Annotated in this window: 13 protein-coding genes; 2 read left to right on the forward strand and 11 right to left on the reverse strand. The window is 59.3% G+C overall.

Annotation, left to right across the window (positions count from 1 at the left end):
• Positions 1-25: 25 nt before the first annotated feature.
• Both O9H32_RS25530 and cls read right to left on the reverse strand, forming a co-directional pair.
• Positions 26-1,351 carry a TrkH family potassium uptake protein gene (locus O9H32_RS25530; protein WP_269868953.1) on the reverse strand — a complete coding sequence of 442 codons (1,326 nt, stop codon included), beginning with the start codon at positions 1,349-1,351 and terminating at the stop codon, positions 26-28.
• 46 nt (positions 1,352-1,397) lie between these two features.
• On the reverse strand, positions 1,398-2,846 hold the full coding sequence (gene cls / locus O9H32_RS25535) for a cardiolipin synthase (RefSeq protein WP_269868954.1): 1,449 nt from the start codon (positions 2,844-2,846) through the stop codon (positions 1,398-1,400).
• 252 nt (positions 2,847-3,098) lie between these two features.
• Here cls and O9H32_RS25540 point away from each other — a divergent pair, with 252 nt between their 5' ends.
• The gene (locus tag O9H32_RS25540) at positions 3,099-4,349 is read left to right on the forward strand and encodes an MDR family MFS transporter (protein ID WP_269868955.1); all 1,251 of its coding nucleotides are present in this window, start codon (positions 3,099-3,101) and stop codon (positions 4,347-4,349) included.
• An 84-nt stretch (positions 4,350-4,433) separates the two neighbouring features.
• On the opposite strand, the gene O9H32_RS25545 is transcribed toward O9H32_RS25540, so the two are convergent.
• From O9H32_RS25545 to O9H32_RS25560, 4 genes are all read right to left on the reverse strand, one after another.
• Positions 4,434-5,303, reverse strand: coding sequence for a hypothetical protein (locus O9H32_RS25545; protein WP_269868956.1), 870 nt, complete (start codon positions 5,301-5,303; stop codon positions 4,434-4,436).
• A 75-nt stretch (positions 5,304-5,378) separates the two neighbouring features.
• A complete protein-coding gene (locus O9H32_RS25550; RefSeq protein WP_269868957.1) occupies positions 5,379-7,790 on the reverse strand; it encodes a heavy metal translocating P-type ATPase in 2,412 nt (803 codons plus the stop codon).
• A gap of 288 nt (positions 7,791-8,078) precedes the next feature.
• Positions 8,079-8,912, reverse strand: coding sequence for a TrmH family RNA methyltransferase (locus O9H32_RS25555; protein ID WP_269868958.1), 834 nt, complete (start codon positions 8,910-8,912; stop codon positions 8,079-8,081).
• A 12-nt stretch (positions 8,913-8,924) separates the two neighbouring features.
• Positions 8,925-9,584: a potassium channel family protein gene (locus O9H32_RS25560; RefSeq protein WP_406627380.1), complete on the reverse strand. Its 660-nt coding sequence runs from the start codon at positions 9,582-9,584 to the stop codon at positions 8,925-8,927.
• 172 nt (positions 9,585-9,756) lie between these two features.
• Here O9H32_RS25560 and sspI point away from each other — a divergent pair, with 172 nt between their 5' ends.
• Positions 9,757-9,960: a small acid-soluble spore protein SspI gene (gene sspI / locus O9H32_RS25565; RefSeq protein ID WP_269868959.1), complete on the forward strand. Its 204-nt coding sequence runs from the start codon at positions 9,757-9,759 to the stop codon at positions 9,958-9,960.
• A 131-nt stretch (positions 9,961-10,091) separates the two neighbouring features.
• Here the strand turns inward: sspI and O9H32_RS25570 are convergent, their stop codons facing one another.
• From O9H32_RS25570 to O9H32_RS25590, 5 genes are all read right to left on the reverse strand, one after another.
• Complete coding sequence (locus O9H32_RS25570; protein ID WP_269868960.1) at positions 10,092-11,198, reverse strand: Gfo/Idh/MocA family protein; 1,107 nt, start codon at positions 11,196-11,198, stop codon at positions 10,092-10,094.
• Positions 11,199-11,222: 24 nt separating this feature from the next.
• Positions 11,223-11,942: a ThuA domain-containing protein gene (locus tag O9H32_RS25575; RefSeq protein WP_269868961.1), complete on the reverse strand. Its 720-nt coding sequence runs from the start codon at positions 11,940-11,942 to the stop codon at positions 11,223-11,225.
• A 44-nt stretch (positions 11,943-11,986) separates the two neighbouring features.
• On the reverse strand, positions 11,987-13,147 hold the full coding sequence (locus O9H32_RS25580) for a Gfo/Idh/MocA family protein (RefSeq protein WP_269868962.1): 1,161 nt from the start codon (positions 13,145-13,147) through the stop codon (positions 11,987-11,989).
• A 35-nt stretch (positions 13,148-13,182) separates the two neighbouring features.
• The gene (locus tag O9H32_RS25585; protein ID WP_269868963.1) at positions 13,183-14,256 is read right to left on the reverse strand and encodes a LacI family DNA-binding transcriptional regulator; all 1,074 of its coding nucleotides are present in this window, start codon (positions 14,254-14,256) and stop codon (positions 13,183-13,185) included.
• A gap of 315 nt (positions 14,257-14,571) precedes the next feature.
• The gene (locus O9H32_RS25590; protein ID WP_269868964.1) at positions 14,572-15,339 is read right to left on the reverse strand and encodes a YheC/YheD family protein; all 768 of its coding nucleotides are present in this window, start codon (positions 15,337-15,339) and stop codon (positions 14,572-14,574) included.

Below are 15,339 nucleotides of genomic sequence, written 5' to 3' on the forward strand. Positions count from 1 at the left end.
TCACATCAATCAGCGGCGCATCACATCATCCAATCGTAATTTTGCCTTCCGGATACCGGTACAATTCCTTGCCCGGCCGGCTCTGAATCGCGAAGGCCAATGTGACGAGGCCCACCCTTCCGGTGAACATCAGCAGCATAATGATCACCTGGCCCGCCGGTGTCAGGTTCGGGGTCAGCCCCATGCTCAGCCCCACCGTTCCGAAAGCCGATGTCGTCTCGAAGAGCACGGTCATGAAGTCTTCATCCTGTACGGTTAACAGGAGCATCGTCGCCAGCACAATGGTTCCCACGGCGATGACCGTCAAGGTCACGGCCTTCTGAATGTCCTGCTTCGGGATGCGGTTGCGGAACAGCACCACATCCTCCTTGCCCGCCATGGCAGCCCTTACGGCACCGGCCAGCACGGCGAATGTCGTAATCTTCAAGCCGCCTCCCGTCGAACCCGGCGCCGCCCCGATGAACATCATAATGACCATCATGAACTGGGTTGCCGGGCCCAATCCGGCAATATCTACGGTATTGATACCTCCCGAACGGAGGCTGATCGCGTGAAACACGGATACAAGCAGCTTCGCATCCCAATCCATACCGCCCAGTGTCCGGGCGTTCCCGTATTCGAAGACGAGGAAAATGACCGTGCTGATCACCGTCAGAATCCCCGACATCGCCAGGACCACCTTGCTGTGCAGGGACAGCTTCCGGGTACGCGGATAATCGACGACATCGGACATGACGATGAACCCCAGGCCGCCGGCCACAATCAGGAACATCGAGACGAGGTTGATGCCCACATGCTGCACATAGGGAGCGAAGCCCCCGATAATCTCGAAGCCGGCATTATTAAACAACGAGACCGAATGAAACAGACCGTAGTAAAGAGCCTGCTTCCAAGGCATCTCCGCTGACCACTGCAGCGCGAAGACGACAGACGCAGCGCTCTCCACCGTAACTGCATAGATGAATACCTTGATAATCAACCTGACGATCCCTTCCACCGTGTTCTGGTTCAGGGATTCCTTAAGAACCAGCCGGTCCCGCAGCGAGATCCTTCGTCTTAGCGCGAGAGCGATCCATGTCGCAGTCGTCATGAAGCCGATCCCGCCGAGCTGAACCATGACCAGGATCACAATCTGCCCGAACAACGAGAAGCTGGTTCCCGTGTCCATGACGACCAGACCGGTTACACACGTGGCCGAGACGGCAGTGAACAAAGCATCCATCACAGCGATCGGCCGCCCGCTGGCCGAAGCCGCAGGCAGGGCAAGCAGCAGCGTGCCGATCCCTATGATGAAGGCAAAGCCTGCAGCCAGTATGCGTGGCGGCGTAATCCATCGATGATTTCCAACCACCCTTTTCTCTCTCCTTCCATTCCTTGCGATTGCTTCGGCCTCCCCCTTATAAGATGGGAGACAACAGCCTCGAGACCGATTCCTTCGCGCGGATCCACGCGGACCGCCGCTCATACTCCTGCAGCGTGAGGAGGCGGGACACCCGGATGTCATCCTGGAAGGCAGCGGTCAATGTACGCGATATTCCTTCATCATAGAGGAAGGCGTTCACTTCGAAGTTCAGTCGGAAGCTTCGGACGTCAATGTTCGCCGTCCCGACCGAAGCGATCTGCTCATCGACCACCAGCGTCTTCGCATGGATGAACCCGTTGCCGTACTGATACACCCGGGCTCCCGTCTTCAATAGCTCCCCGATATGGGAGAGCGATGCCCAATACACGAAGAGGTGATCCGGTTTATCGGGAATCATGATGTTCACCTCCACGCCGGACAGGGAAGCGATCCGCAGCGCATCCAGAATACTGGCATCGGGAACAAAATAGGGGGTCTGGATATAAATGGATGACTTCGCGGAAGAAATCATCTTCAGGTATCCGTTCTTGATATGCTCGAACTCCGTATCAGGACCGCTCGTGACAATCTGGACCCCTACCTCCCCGCCGCTCTCCAGAGCCGGGAAGAGACCCGGCCCATAGGTGATATCGTAATCCTGCGAGGCTTGATTCCAATCCAGGATGAACCGGATCTGCATGGCATAGACAGCCGGCCCTTGAATGCGCACATGCGTGTCACGCCAGTATCCGAACTTCGGATGCAGCCCGAGGTACTCGTCCCCCACGTTGAAACCGCCCACGTACCCTGTGGTGCCGTCGATGATGACGAGCTTCCGGTGGTTGCGGTAATTCAGACGGTAATTGAGCAGACGGAATCTCGACGGAAAGAAGGCCTCCGCCTCTCCGCCGGCCGCGCGGAAGTCACGGAAGAAGCGCTTGTTCAGTCCCCGGGACCCCAGTTCATCGTACAGGACGCGGACTTTCAGCCCCTCTCTCGCCTTCTTCGTTAACGCCTCGATCAGCCTGCTGCCCAGCTTGTCATTCTGGATGATGTAATACTGCAGATGGATATACTCCCGCGCTTCTTCGATATCCCGGAACAGCCGGTCGAACTTCGCCCTGCCGTCGGTGAAGAGCTCGACCCGGTTCTCCTCGGTAAGCAGCGCCTGATTGTTGATCAGGTGCATATAGATCAGCTCCCGGTTGCGGCTTGCCGCCTGGTTGCGGAACCCGAACTCCCTCGAGTCCATCTGTGCCAGCTGGGTGCCGACAATCTCATGGATACCAATCTTGTGCAGATCTTCCCATTGAAACAGCCGGTACCGCTTCAAATTCTGGGCCAGAAGCAGATACAAAACGAAGCCGAGCAGGGGAATGAAGAACAGCACGAGAAGCCAGGCCCAGGTAGATCCGATATCCCGCCTCTCCTTGAAAATGACGATCAGAGCCAAGATGATATTCAGAATAAAGACCAGTCCGAGCAGCAACGAAGGGATGTGCATCGCCTAAGCCTCCTAAAATCTGACACGCTCCTATGTAGTATAACAAACATTACCCATAGAAATCCGGAATCGCACGAATGCCGGGACGCCGGGCCCCTTTTTTCTGCGGCTTCCCCAGGGGCAAGCGGCCTCTTCCAGGCAGGCGGCAGACCTTATCCACGCCCCCCTGTGCACCGCCAAATATTTCCTGTATAATGAAACCCAATTATTCGCGGCTTGACCTAAGGTTAAAAAGGAGGCCTTCCTTCCGTTATGTTTCTCACGCTGCTTCAATCCGGAAAATACCGGTTCACCGGATTCATCCGGGCTTACCACCCGATCGTGCATGTGCTGCTCCTTGGCACGGTCATGGCCCGCGCGGCTTCCTCCATGAGCATGCCTTTCCTTGCCATCTATCTAGCCCGGGAATCGGAGCTCGGCCCGCTGCTCATCGGCGCCATTATCGGCCTCGGCTCCCTCGCAGGCACCGCAGGAGGCTTCCTTGGCGGTGCGCTCTCCGACCGCTTCGGGCGCAAACGCCTCCTGATGGCGGCCCTGCTCGCTTGGGTCGTCGTCTTCACGGGCTTCGCCGCGGCGACAGCGCCGCTCACGTTCATGCTGCTCAACATGCTGAACGGGCTGGCCCGATCGCTGTACGAGCCGGTATCCCAGGCGCTGATGGCAGACGTCACCGACCGGGAGAAACGGCTGAACGTCTTCTCCCTCCGCTACCTCGCCGTCAACATCGGCGTAGCCATCGGGCCGCTCGCCGGCGCTTATGCCGGGGCGGCGCAGGCCTGGCTTCCTTTTCTGCTGACCGGCATCCTTTATCTTGTCTATGCCTGCGCCCTCTACATTCTGCTTCGGGTGTTCGGTATCGACCGGATCGAGGGGGAGCAGCGCAGCGGGGTCACGATCCCGGCAGCTTGGCGCGTCATTCGCGAGGATAAGGTCCTGCGTTATTATACCGGCGCTTCGATAATCGGCGCCATCAGTTATTCGCAGATGATGGTCACGCTGGCGCAGTATGTGGGTGACCGCCTGGCCGACGGAGCCGGCCTGTTCGCCCTGCTCATGACCTTGAACGCGGTGACCGTCGTCGCGCTGCAGGTACCGCTCTCGCGCCTGTTCCAGCACCGGACGGCTCTGACGGCCATCACCGCGGGAACCGTATTCTTCGCGCTGGGGAATCTCGGGTATGCCCTCTCAGGAGCCTGGTGGGCGTTCATGCTCTCGATGTTCCTCTTCACGGTTGGGGAAATTCTGACGTTCCCCGCGGGGAATGTGCTGATCGACAAGCTGGCGCCGGAGGGCATGAGGGGCACTTATTTCGGAGCGCAGTCGTTCTCGAATATCGGACAATTCATCGGTCCGATCATCGGCGGCTATCTGCTGACCGCGTACGGGGGAGAAACGCTGTTCTCGGTGATGTCCGCCGTGGTACTGAGCTCTGTCGTGTTCTATGGGAGGGGCTATCGGCACTTCGACGCGGCACAGGCGGACCGGCGGGAAGTCGCCTCCTAGTACATATAACAGCAAAACACCAGCCGGATCGCTAGCAGCGGCTGGTGTTTTTTGCGCGGGCACGGGTACGTACGGCTGGGGAGCTCAACCCACCTTTACAGTGAAAGGAACAATAAAGGTCCGGCCGCTTTGTTGAAACTGTCCCCAAATTTTATAAGTCCCGCTCTTCGGGAACGTGGTCATGAACTGGGCTTCCGGTCCTGTGGCTTTCTCATCCACCGGGTGTACATGAAGATACTGCTCGGCCGCCGCATCCAATATCACGACATGCCCTACAGCTCCCAGGTAAGGTTCCAGGTTCCGGATCGGCTGCTTCGTCTCCGCGTCGGACAGATGGAAGGTGAGCATCACCTCTTGGCCTGCCGCCAGAGTACCTGTGGTCAGTGTGACTTCCTTCCCTTCCACCGTACGGGTCAGCTGGCTGTCCGGCTCCAGCGGCCTAGCGGCAGGCGCAGTCCCCTCTGCCTTCACCCACTCGCTGCCCGTTGTGGCAGAACCTCCGGCAGGAACATAGTCCGCGAAGAGCTTATATTCTCCCCCCGCGGGCAGCTTGGTGGTAATGTCGAAGCGGCCCTTGCCTTCATAAGCAGGATGGAGGTGGTCAAAATAACTCAGATCCTTGCTGACCACAATGAGATGCATGAGTTTCTCGTGGTTGGTATCGAACTTCTCGACCGGCTCCCCCTTTGCGTCCCGCACTTCCATGGATACCTGTGTGTCCTGGCCCGCCTGAGGCTGCTCCGGATTCAGCTTCCACACCACTTGCGTGTCTGCAGCCGGCTGGCTCGCCCCCGTATGCTCCCCATGCCCCTCGGCGCCCGCACTGTGCCCTTCCGTCTTCGCTTGCCCTTGGGCCTGTCCATGCCCTGCATGCTCGCTGGCACCGCTCTTGGCTGAGCCGCACGCAGCGAGGAGCAGAGCCAGCAGCAGGATTCCCATCTTCATCGTACTCATCTGAATTTCTTCCTTCCCTGTTCAGGATAAAATAAATCGACTTAAAGAACATCTTTCGAACATCTTTCTTTCCTGTTACAGCTTCACCCTCTGCAGCCGGAGCGCATTGAGTACGACCGACACGGAACTGAGAGCCATGGCTGCCCCTGCAAGCCAAGGAGCCAAGAAGCCTGCGGCTGCGATAGGAATGCCGATGACGTTGTAAGCCAGTGCCCAGAAGAGATTGGTCTTGATATTCGCCATGGTCTTCTTGCTCAAGAAGATCGCGTCCGGAATACTATTGAGATCGCCTCTCATCAAGGTGACGTCCGCCGCTTCCATCGCCACATCCGTACCGGTGCCGATCGCCATCCCGATGTCTGCCGTGGCAAGCGCCGGAGCGTCATTGATCCCGTCGCCGACCATGGCCACTCTGCGGCCCTGCGCCTGAAGCTTTTTGACTTCATTTGCTTTCCCCTCGGGAAGCACTTCAGCCAGCACTTGGTCAATGCCTGCTTCTCTCCCGATGGCTTCGGCTGTGCGCTTGTTATCGCCGGTGATCATAATGACCTCTATGCCAAGCTCTTTGAGCCGTCCGACTGCTTCCTTCGAGGTCTCTTTGATGGTATCGGCGACGGCCACCAGTCCCGCATAAGAACCGTCAACGGCAACCAGCATAGCCGTCTTGCCGCCGGATTCCAGGCTCTCCATCAGCGGCAGGATGGGCTCAAAGTCAATGGCATGCTGCGCCAGCAGCTTACGGGTGCCGATCAGCAGATCCTTCCCTTCCACCACCGCATGGATGCCGAACCCCGGTACCGCTTCGAACGAGTCTGCCGCCCCGAGCCGGATCCCCCGGTCCTGAATCCCTTTCACGATCGCCTCCGCCAGCGGATGCTCGGAATTCTTCTCTGCCGTGCCAACCAGGCGCAGGAACTCCTCTTCGTTCCCGGCTGCCGCCGTAACCGCATCGGTCAATTCCGGCTTGCCTTTGGTGACCGTTCCGGTCTTGTCGAGGATGATCGTGTCGATCCGGTGGGTCGTCTCTAAGTGCTCCCCGCCTTTGAAGAGAATGCCCGCTTCGGCAGAACGCCCTGAGCCGGCCATGATGGAGGTCGGCGTAGCGAGCCCGAGTGCGCACGGGCATGCTATGACAAGCACCGCAATCGCCTTCTCGAGCGCTTCGGCGAAGTCGCCGGGAGATACGAAGAAGTACCACACCCCAAAGGCGATTAGAGCGATCCCGACAACGATGGGAACGAAGATGCCGGAGATTTGATCCGCGACCCGTTGAATGGGCGCCTTCGAGCCCTGAGCCTCTTCCACAACCTTGATAATCTGGGCCAGAGCCGTTTCTTTGCCGACCTTCGTGGCCTTCACTTGCAGGGATCCATTCTTGTTGAGCGTGGCGCCGATGACCGCATCCCCCTCTTGTTTGCCTACCGGGATGCTCTCGCCCGTCAGCATCGATTCATCCACGGAGGAGTTCCCTTGCAGGACGATTCCGTCGACGGGAATCTTCTCTCCGGGCTTCACGAGCACGATATCGCCTGTGACTACCTCTTCGACAGGGATGCTGATCTCCGCCCCGTCCCGAAGCACCAGGGCCGTCTTCGCCTGAAGCCCCATCAGCGTCTTGATGGCTTCCGACGTACGCCCCTTGGCGAGGGACTCGAAGAGCTTCCCCATGAGGATCAGCGTAATCAGAACGGCGCTGGTCTCGTAATACATCTCGGGCACATGGTGGCCGCCGGACTCCGACCATTGGATCGTCAGATAGATGCTGTAAAAGTACGCGGCCGACGTGCCGAGAGCCACCAGGACATCCATATTCGCGCTCCGGTTGCGGAGTGCCTTGTACGCACCGGTATAGAATGGCCCTCCGATCCAGAACTGCACCGGCGTCGCCAAGGCCAATTGGAACCAGGGGTTCATGAATATCTCAGGCGCCCAGATGAAGGAAGTCCAGCTGAAGTGGCCCACCATAGCCCACAGCAGCGGCAGGGATAAGACCGCGGAGACCGCCAGTTTGCGTTTATGCCTGCGGATCTCCTCCTCCCGGTGTTCCGCGGCGCCTGCGTTCTCTTCCTTCGGGGCCGCCTTGTATCCGAGCTGCTCCACCTTATGAAGCATGTCGCTTACGGACACCTCCGCACCGGAATACTCGACATGGGCGGTTTCCATCGCAAAATTCACCGCAGCCTTCGAGACCCCCGGAAGCTTGCCCAGCCCCTTCTCGATCCGGTTGGCGCAGGCCGCGCAGGTCATACCGGTAATCGCCAGCTCTGCCGTCTCCTTCAAGGTCCCGTAGCCGAGATCGCCGATCTTCCGCTCGACTTGGCTCAGGTCTACGGCGGCCGGGTCGAACGTAATCGTAGCTTTCTCCAGCGCAAAGTTGACGTTCGCCGACTCTACTCCGCTCAGCTTGCGGAGCCCCTTCTCGATCCGGTTGGCGCAGGCCGCGCAGGTCATGCCCGTTATTTGAAGTGTCGCCTGTGATGTGGTCATAAATCCAACTCCTTTCTATACTTAAGCCCAGCTTCAATGCTTTTATTGAGGAAGTCTCCGATAATCAGGCCCTAACTATAGACTTACTACCGATCTTACGGACCTTTCCCTTCACTCGCATGTCCATTCGTAATTGGATTGGTCTGGGTTCGTTATTCCTTATATCTCATTTATACTATACCCCCCCATAGTATGTCAATGCGTAATGATCCACATATAAAAAAAAGAAACTCTCCTTCATTCGAGAGTTTCTTCCCCATATTATTGCTTCTCCCCGATAAACCAAGCCTACTTGCTGCCCCTCTGCCTCATCGCCTCGAACAAGACGACGGTGGCCGCCATCGCTGCGTTCAGCGACTCGGCGCGGCCGGCCATCGGGATCAGCACGCGGTGCTCCGCCAGCTCCTGCACCTCGGGGGATACCCCCTGCCCCTCGTTGCCGATGACGAACCAGGTCGGGACGCGGAAGTCGTGCTCGTAGCACGAGACCGCCCCCTGCAGCGAAGTGCTGACCACCTGCACGCCGCGCTCCGCGGCAGCCGGCAGCCATTCGGCGAGGTCGCCCTGCACGACCGGCAGATGGAACATCGACCCCATCGTCGCGCGGACGGTCTTCGGGTTGTACAAGTCTACCGTGCCTTTGCCAAGCAGCACGCCCGAGGCCCCCACCGCATCCGCGCTGCGGATGATCGTGCCAAGGTTCCCCGGATCCTGCATGCCGTCGACGACGACGACCAGGCCGTCACGCTCGCTGGCCTGCAGCAGATCCTGCGGCCGCCACGGCAGCTGCGGCACGACCGCGAAGACGGGCTGCGGCGTCCCCGTATCGGTACACTTGGCGAGCACTTCCTCGCCTACCGCCACGCACTCGATGCCCTGCCTCGCCGCTTCTACGAGCAGCTCGCGGCAGCTTCCCCGGCGGTCGGCGGAGTAGACCAGCGTGTCAGGCATCGCATCCGACTGAAGCGCCTCCTGCACCAAGTGGTGTCCTTCGACGAGGAATCGTCCTGTTTTCTCCCGCCCTTTGCGGCTCTGCAGCTCCGTCCACTGCTTGACCCGCGGATTTTGAAGAGAACGGATGACTTCCTCCGCTCCCGCTCTCCCTGTTCCTCTTCTCTCCATGCTACACGACTCCTACTCTCCGAACGTCATTTCAAAATGCTGCAGATCCGTATTCTTGCCGACGACCACGAGGATGTCATTCACCTTGATGATATCATCCGCATAGGGGGCAATATTCATCCGGTCGCCGGTCTTAATGCCCATGACATTGCATCCGTACTTGGCCCGGATATCGAGCTGCCGCAGGGTTTTGCCGACGAGCTGCCCCGAAGCCAGAATCTCGACGATGCTGTAATCCTCCGACAGTTCGATATAATCGATAATGTTCGATGAGATCAGGTGATGCGCTACCCGCTGACCCATATCCCGCTCCGGGAAGACGACCTTGTCGGCTCCCACCTTGCGGAGCACCTTGCCGTGCAGTTCGGTCTGGGCCTTCACGATCACCTTAGGCACGCCCATCTCCTTCAAGATGATGGTCGTCAGGATGCTGGCCTGAATATCCTCACCGATGGCGACCACCACTACGTCGAAATTCCGCAGTCCCAGTGCCCGAAGCGCCTCTTCGTCTGTAGAGTCCGCTTGGACGACATGCGTCACCATATTGGATATTTCCTGCGTCCGCACCTCGTCGCTGTCAATTGCGAGTACCTCAAAGCCCAGGTTGGAGAGCGTCTTGGCTACGGAAGTGCCAAAGCGGCCCATGCCGATGACCACAAACTGCTTTTTCATGAGTCCTTCCCCTTTCCGATTCTCCCTGACAGAGCTTCCTATGTACGATTATCCTCATTATAACAAAAGTAAACCGCCGCACCAAAAAAGAGCACCCCGGCATGAAAAAGGCCCGGAGTGCGCATAGTAACAGAAGTGGAAATGACGACAAGAGAAAAGTGAGGAATCGATCATGAACTTAAATCTGCGTCAGGCGATCGTCCAACGGGTGCACGACAAGAGCGACGAAGAAATCTTCGAAATCATAGCGGATTCCGTGGACGGGGAAGAACGCGTGCTCCCGGGACTCGGCGTCCTGTTCGAGATCATTTGGAAGAACAGCGAGAGCGACCTGCAGAACCAGCTCGTAACGACCTTAAAAGAACATCTGGCCTAAATCGGACGGCTGTCGTCCCTTGATGCCCGGCCATCCGGATAAACCACCTGTTCGGGCAATACGAATATGAATAAAGAGCGCAGGGAGACCTTCTCCTGCGCTCTTTATTCGTCAGCTCCCGCTGCTCCGCCCTAATCCATTACCCCGTGGACCAGACCAAGCGGCATTGCGGCGGGCCGCTCGCAAGAGCTCTGCATCTCATAATGCCGGCCTTGCTCGGATGCATCATGGAAGCCGTGCATGGCTTCGAGCACATGGTAGGCGAGCTCGCCGCCCGCCCTGGCCGGCCGTCCGTTCTTCACGGCATAGGCCATGTCCAGTACCCCCAGGCCGCGGCAGTTCTCCGCATAGCCGTGCGTCAGCGGCAGCTCATGCCACTCCTTGCTGTCGTAGCGCCGCACCTTTACCGGTCCGCCGAAGGTGTTCGGGTCCGGAACGCTCAAGGTCCCCTGGCTGCCGTAGATCTCGATGCGGGGGACATCCGCCCCGCCGAACGCGTCGAACGAGGTGATGATCGTGCCGATCGCCCCGCCGTGGAAGTCGAGCACGCCAGCGACATGGGTCGGCGTCTCCACCGGAATCACCTTGCCGAACTTCGGCTGGCTGAGGATCGTACGCTCGGGGTACGAGATCTTCGCCGAGCCTGTGACACGGCGGATCGGCCCGAGCATGGCGATGAGCGCCGTGAGGTAGTACGGCCCCATGTCGAACATCGGCCCCCCGCCCTTGGCGTAGTAGAACTCAGGATCGGGGTGCCAGTGCTCATGGCCGCGGCCGATCATGAAGGCGGAGGCGGCGACCGGCGTGCCGATCCAGCCGTCTTCGATCAGCTTGATGCACGTTTGAATCCCGCCCCCGAGGAATGTATCCGGCGCACTCCCGACAAGCTTTCCTTTCTCACTCGCCTTGGCTAGGATCGCCTGCCCTTCCTCCCGGGTCACCGCCAGCGGCTTCTCCACATAGACATGCTTGCCCGCTTCCAGTGCCGCGATACAGATCTCAGCATGGGCAGCGGGGATCGTCAGGTTGATGATGATGTCGATCTCGGGATCCGCCAGCAGTTCCGACACGCTGCACGCTTTGGGAATGCCATACTGCGCTGCGCTGGCCTCGGCCCGGCTGACGTTAAGGTCGGCGCAGGCGGCCACCTCCAATACCGGATAGGTCCGGCAGTTCTCCATATAGATGCTGCTGATCTTACCGCAGCCAATAATACCTACTTTCAGCTTCCTCTCCATACTTCCCATCTCCCTCCCTAGCAGTTACAACTGACTGTCAGCCATTCCGGTGTAGGCCGCCGTGCCCTCCTGCCCGGCAGCGGCTCCCTTGCCTCCGGCCGCCCAGAGGAAGCCGCGGCGCATCATCTCGCTGACCTGCGGCAGCTCTACGATATCCGCCTGATGGCCGAGCGCATTGTAGAATACGCGCCCGCTCCCCCAGCGCTTCGTCCATACGACCGGCATATCGACCGCCCCGTTCGGCGAGTGCGGACCCGCCGTCACCGGGAAGCGCGTAGTCGCGAGCACTTCGACCGCCGGATCGACATGGAGGTAATACTGCTCGGTCTTCACCCCGAAATCCTTGATCCCTTCGAGCAGCGAAGAGGAGCTGTGCTTCACGTTCACGGTATATTCCACGCCGTCATTACCCGGGTGCGCGACCCACTGGCCGCCGGTCATGAACTGCCAGTCTACATTCGTGCGGAAAGAGTCGCACATGCCGCCATGGCAGCCTGCAAGCCCTACACCGCTCTGGACGGCAGCGGAGACGTGATTCACGAGCTCCTGGGAGATCTCCCCCATGGTCCAGCACGGAACGATAAGATCCAGACTCTGGAGCTTCTCCGCGTCGGCGAACGCCTGCAGCGTATCCGAGACTTCCACCTCGAAGCCCTCGTTCTCGAGCAAGCGGCGGAACACGCCCGCCACTTCCTCAGGCTGATGGCCGAGCCATCCGCCCCATACGATTAATGCTTTCTTCACTGGGATCTCTCCTCTTCCTCGGATTGTACATTCCATTAAAGCGGTTACAGTTCCTCGATACGCACCCACCGGCGTTGTTCGATCGAGAGATCCACAGCTTCGAGCACCTGCTGGCACTTCACCCCGTCATGGAAGTTCGGTACGGGCTGGCGGTCTTCCGCCAAGGCCTGCAGCAGCTCCACCGTCTCATGGATGAACGTGTGCTCGTAGCCGATCGTATGGCCGGGCGGCCACCATGCTTCGGCGTATGCATGGGCCGGATCGGTGGCGAGTACGCGCCGGAAGCCCTGCACGTCCTCCGCATCGTCCGTGAAGTAGACCTGCAGCTCGTTCATCCGCTCGAAATCGAACTTCACCGATCCCTTGCTGCCGTTGATCTCAAAGGAGTTCGTGCAGCGGTGGCCCGGCGCGAAGCGGGTCGCTTCGAAGCTGCCGAGCGCCCCATTCGCGAAGCGGGTCAGGAACAAGGTCGCATCATCGACTGTGACCGGCCCCTTCGGCGCATCCTTGCTTCCTTTGGCGCTGAGGCCTGTCATGGAGCTCGGTACCGGACGCTCCTTGACGAACGTCTCGCTCATCCCGATCACCTCCTGCATATCCCCCACCAGGAAGTGCGCCAGGTCGATCAAGTGCGCGCCGAGGTCGCCGTGCGAACCGGAACCCGCAATCTCCTTCTGCAGGCGCCACACGAGCGGGAATTCCGGATCCACGATCCAATCCTGCAGAAACCAGGCGCGGAAGTGATAGATCTGTCCGATGCGTCCGTCCTGCACCAGCTTCTTCGCGAGCTGGACCGCCGGGGCGAACCGGTAGTTGAAGCCGACCATGTGCTTCACGCCGGCGGCCTCGACCGCCTGCAGCATCTCCCGGGAGTCGGCAAGCGTCAGCGCGAGAGGCTTCTCGCAGAAGACGTGCTTGCCTGCCGCAGCCGCAGCCAGGGCGATCTCCTTGTGCGCATCGCTCGGCGCATTGATATCGACGAGATCGATGTCATCGCGCTCCAGCAGCTTTCTCCAGTCGGTTTCATAGCTGTCCCAGCCGAACTGCCTGGCCGCCTGGGCGACGCCTTCCGCATCCCGTCCGCAGATCGCTCTCATCGCGGGACGGGCCACCTGCGGGAAGAACATAGGCAGGTCCCGGTAAGCATGGCTGTGGGCTTTGCCCATGAATTTGTATCCGATCATTCCGATTCCGAACTCTTTCATAGCGGTTAGCAGCTCCTTTGACTAGATCTTCCTTACTAAGAATGCTGTACCCGGCTGGAGAGCCGGACGACCAGCTTCGTATCCAGCTTGTGGCGGCTCGGGGAGGAGGGGACTTCTTCACTGCTGCCCGTCACTCGCCGGAGCAGGGTCTGGGCGGCAAGTTTGCCCATCTCGAAGAACGGGACGGCGACAGAAGTGAGGGGCGGATCCGTGACCCTGGCTTCGACCGAGTCATCGTATCCGATGATCGGCAGTTCCTCTCCAGAGGAGACGCCCAGCTCCCGCAGACCCTGAATCAGGCCGATCGCCATCCGGTCATTGGAAGCGAACACCGCATCGAGCTCCCCTAAGTGGGGGTACAGTTCGAAGGCAGCCTTATAACCGGAGGTTCTGCTGTAATTCCCTTCGTAATACCAATGGGGCGGCAGATCCTCCCGGCGGTGCGCGCCTTCGCCCAGAATCCCCGCTTCCCTCAGGGCCGCCGTGTAGCCCCTCAGACGGTCGGCGGAGTTCGAATATTCGGGTGAACCGCTCAGGAAGGCGATCCGCCGGCAGCCGTTATCGATCAGGTGGCGCACCGCCTGATAGCTGCCTCCCTCGTGATCGGCATCCACCTCGTTGAAGCTCTCTCCCGCGAAGTGCTGATTCACCAGGCAGAAGGGAAAGCCGCTTCGCTGCAGCTTCAGCAGCTCTTCTCTCTCGCCCGGGCTGTCGGTTGCGCCCAGAATAATGCAGGCGTCAACCTTCTGTGAGCGGAACATCCCGCTGTAATCGCTGTCTTCGCCAGGCGTACGGAACATGAGCAGCATGTCATAGCCCGAAGCTTTCACCTGCTCGCCGATCCCGCTGAGCACTTCGGAGAAATAATAGGTCGAGAATATATGTACCTTCGGCACGTAAGGAAGCACTACGCCCAAGTTGCCGCTTCGACGGCGGGCAAAGCTCTGAGCAATCGCGTTCGGATGATAGTTTAATTTCGCAGCTGCCTGAAGCACCTTCTGCTTCGTCTCCTCTTTCATCGGGCCTACCCCGTTGAACACTCGGGAGACCGTCGCTTCGGATACCCCCGCTAACTCAGCGACTTCCTTTCGGGTAACGATAGACGGCACCTTCCTTTCACAACAACAATGTACGCGCGTTCTGTACGCGTGTACATTGTCTCATGATGTTCTCGGAAGTGTCAATACCTATTTGCCTGATACAGGCGCGCCCGCTTGTCTTCTCACAGCTTGTCCTGTCCGGTGCCGCGCTCTGCCCCTTAACCGCAAGCTCCCCGCAGCGGCACAGCCTGCCTGCTTAGATTCCGGCCGGATCGTCAGTGCTATCAGCGGCGCGCCGGAACCGCCCCTTAGGAGCGGCAGCAAGCGGCGGCCCAAGGTTGCGAGCTGCCGCCTGCCCGGACATCCCCCGGCCTACCGTACCACTTACAGTCTGCCGTAAGCCTTGGCATATCGGTAGATGCGGTAGAAGATCCGCCGGTCCTTCAGCTTGCGGAAGATGAACGGATCCGGACGCGTGTTAACCTCTAGAATCCAGGGATGCAGCCTTCCGTCAATCGCCACATCCAGCCCGATTTCCTTGATGCCGGGATATCGGACATGCAGCCTCTTGGCGGCAGACAGCCCCAGCCGCCTCAGCCGCTTCAGCAGGGCATTGCGCCCCCTTGCCGATGTGTGGCCGGAGAGCAGCTTCTCGGCAGATACCAGGGTGCCTCCATTATGAACATTCGTGACCGCCTTGCCCGCGGCCGCCACCCTGCCGATGACCCCGGTGCATTCCCAGCACCCCGACGTATTCTTCTGCACCATCACCCGCAGGTCGAACCTTCGCTCCCCGTACTTCAACAGATGAATCCCCTTCTGTGCCAAATAAAAGCGGGACTTCACCAGCTTCGCAATGGCATCGTACATCTCGTCATATCCGCCGAACGTACGCACTTTTGTTCCGACGTGGAACGCATACCCGGATGAACCGTGCTCATCTCCACGCTCGACTTTCATCACCCCTATGCCGTAGGTCCCGCTGTTCGGCTTGACATACACCATCCCATACGCCTGAAGCATCTCCTGCAGGGTTTGCCTTGACATGGTTCTGGTTTCCGGGATATAGGACCTGAGCATTCTGCTCTTCAACAGCACTTGGGTTTTGGCCCATTTGCTCGTGACATGTCTTGGAAACTTGCGCTTCTCCAT

The sequence above is a fragment of the Paenibacillus caseinilyticus genome (assembly GCF_027533645.1).
GTDB lineage: Bacteria > Bacillota > Bacilli > Paenibacillales > NBRC-103111 > Paenibacillus_G > Paenibacillus_G caseinilyticus.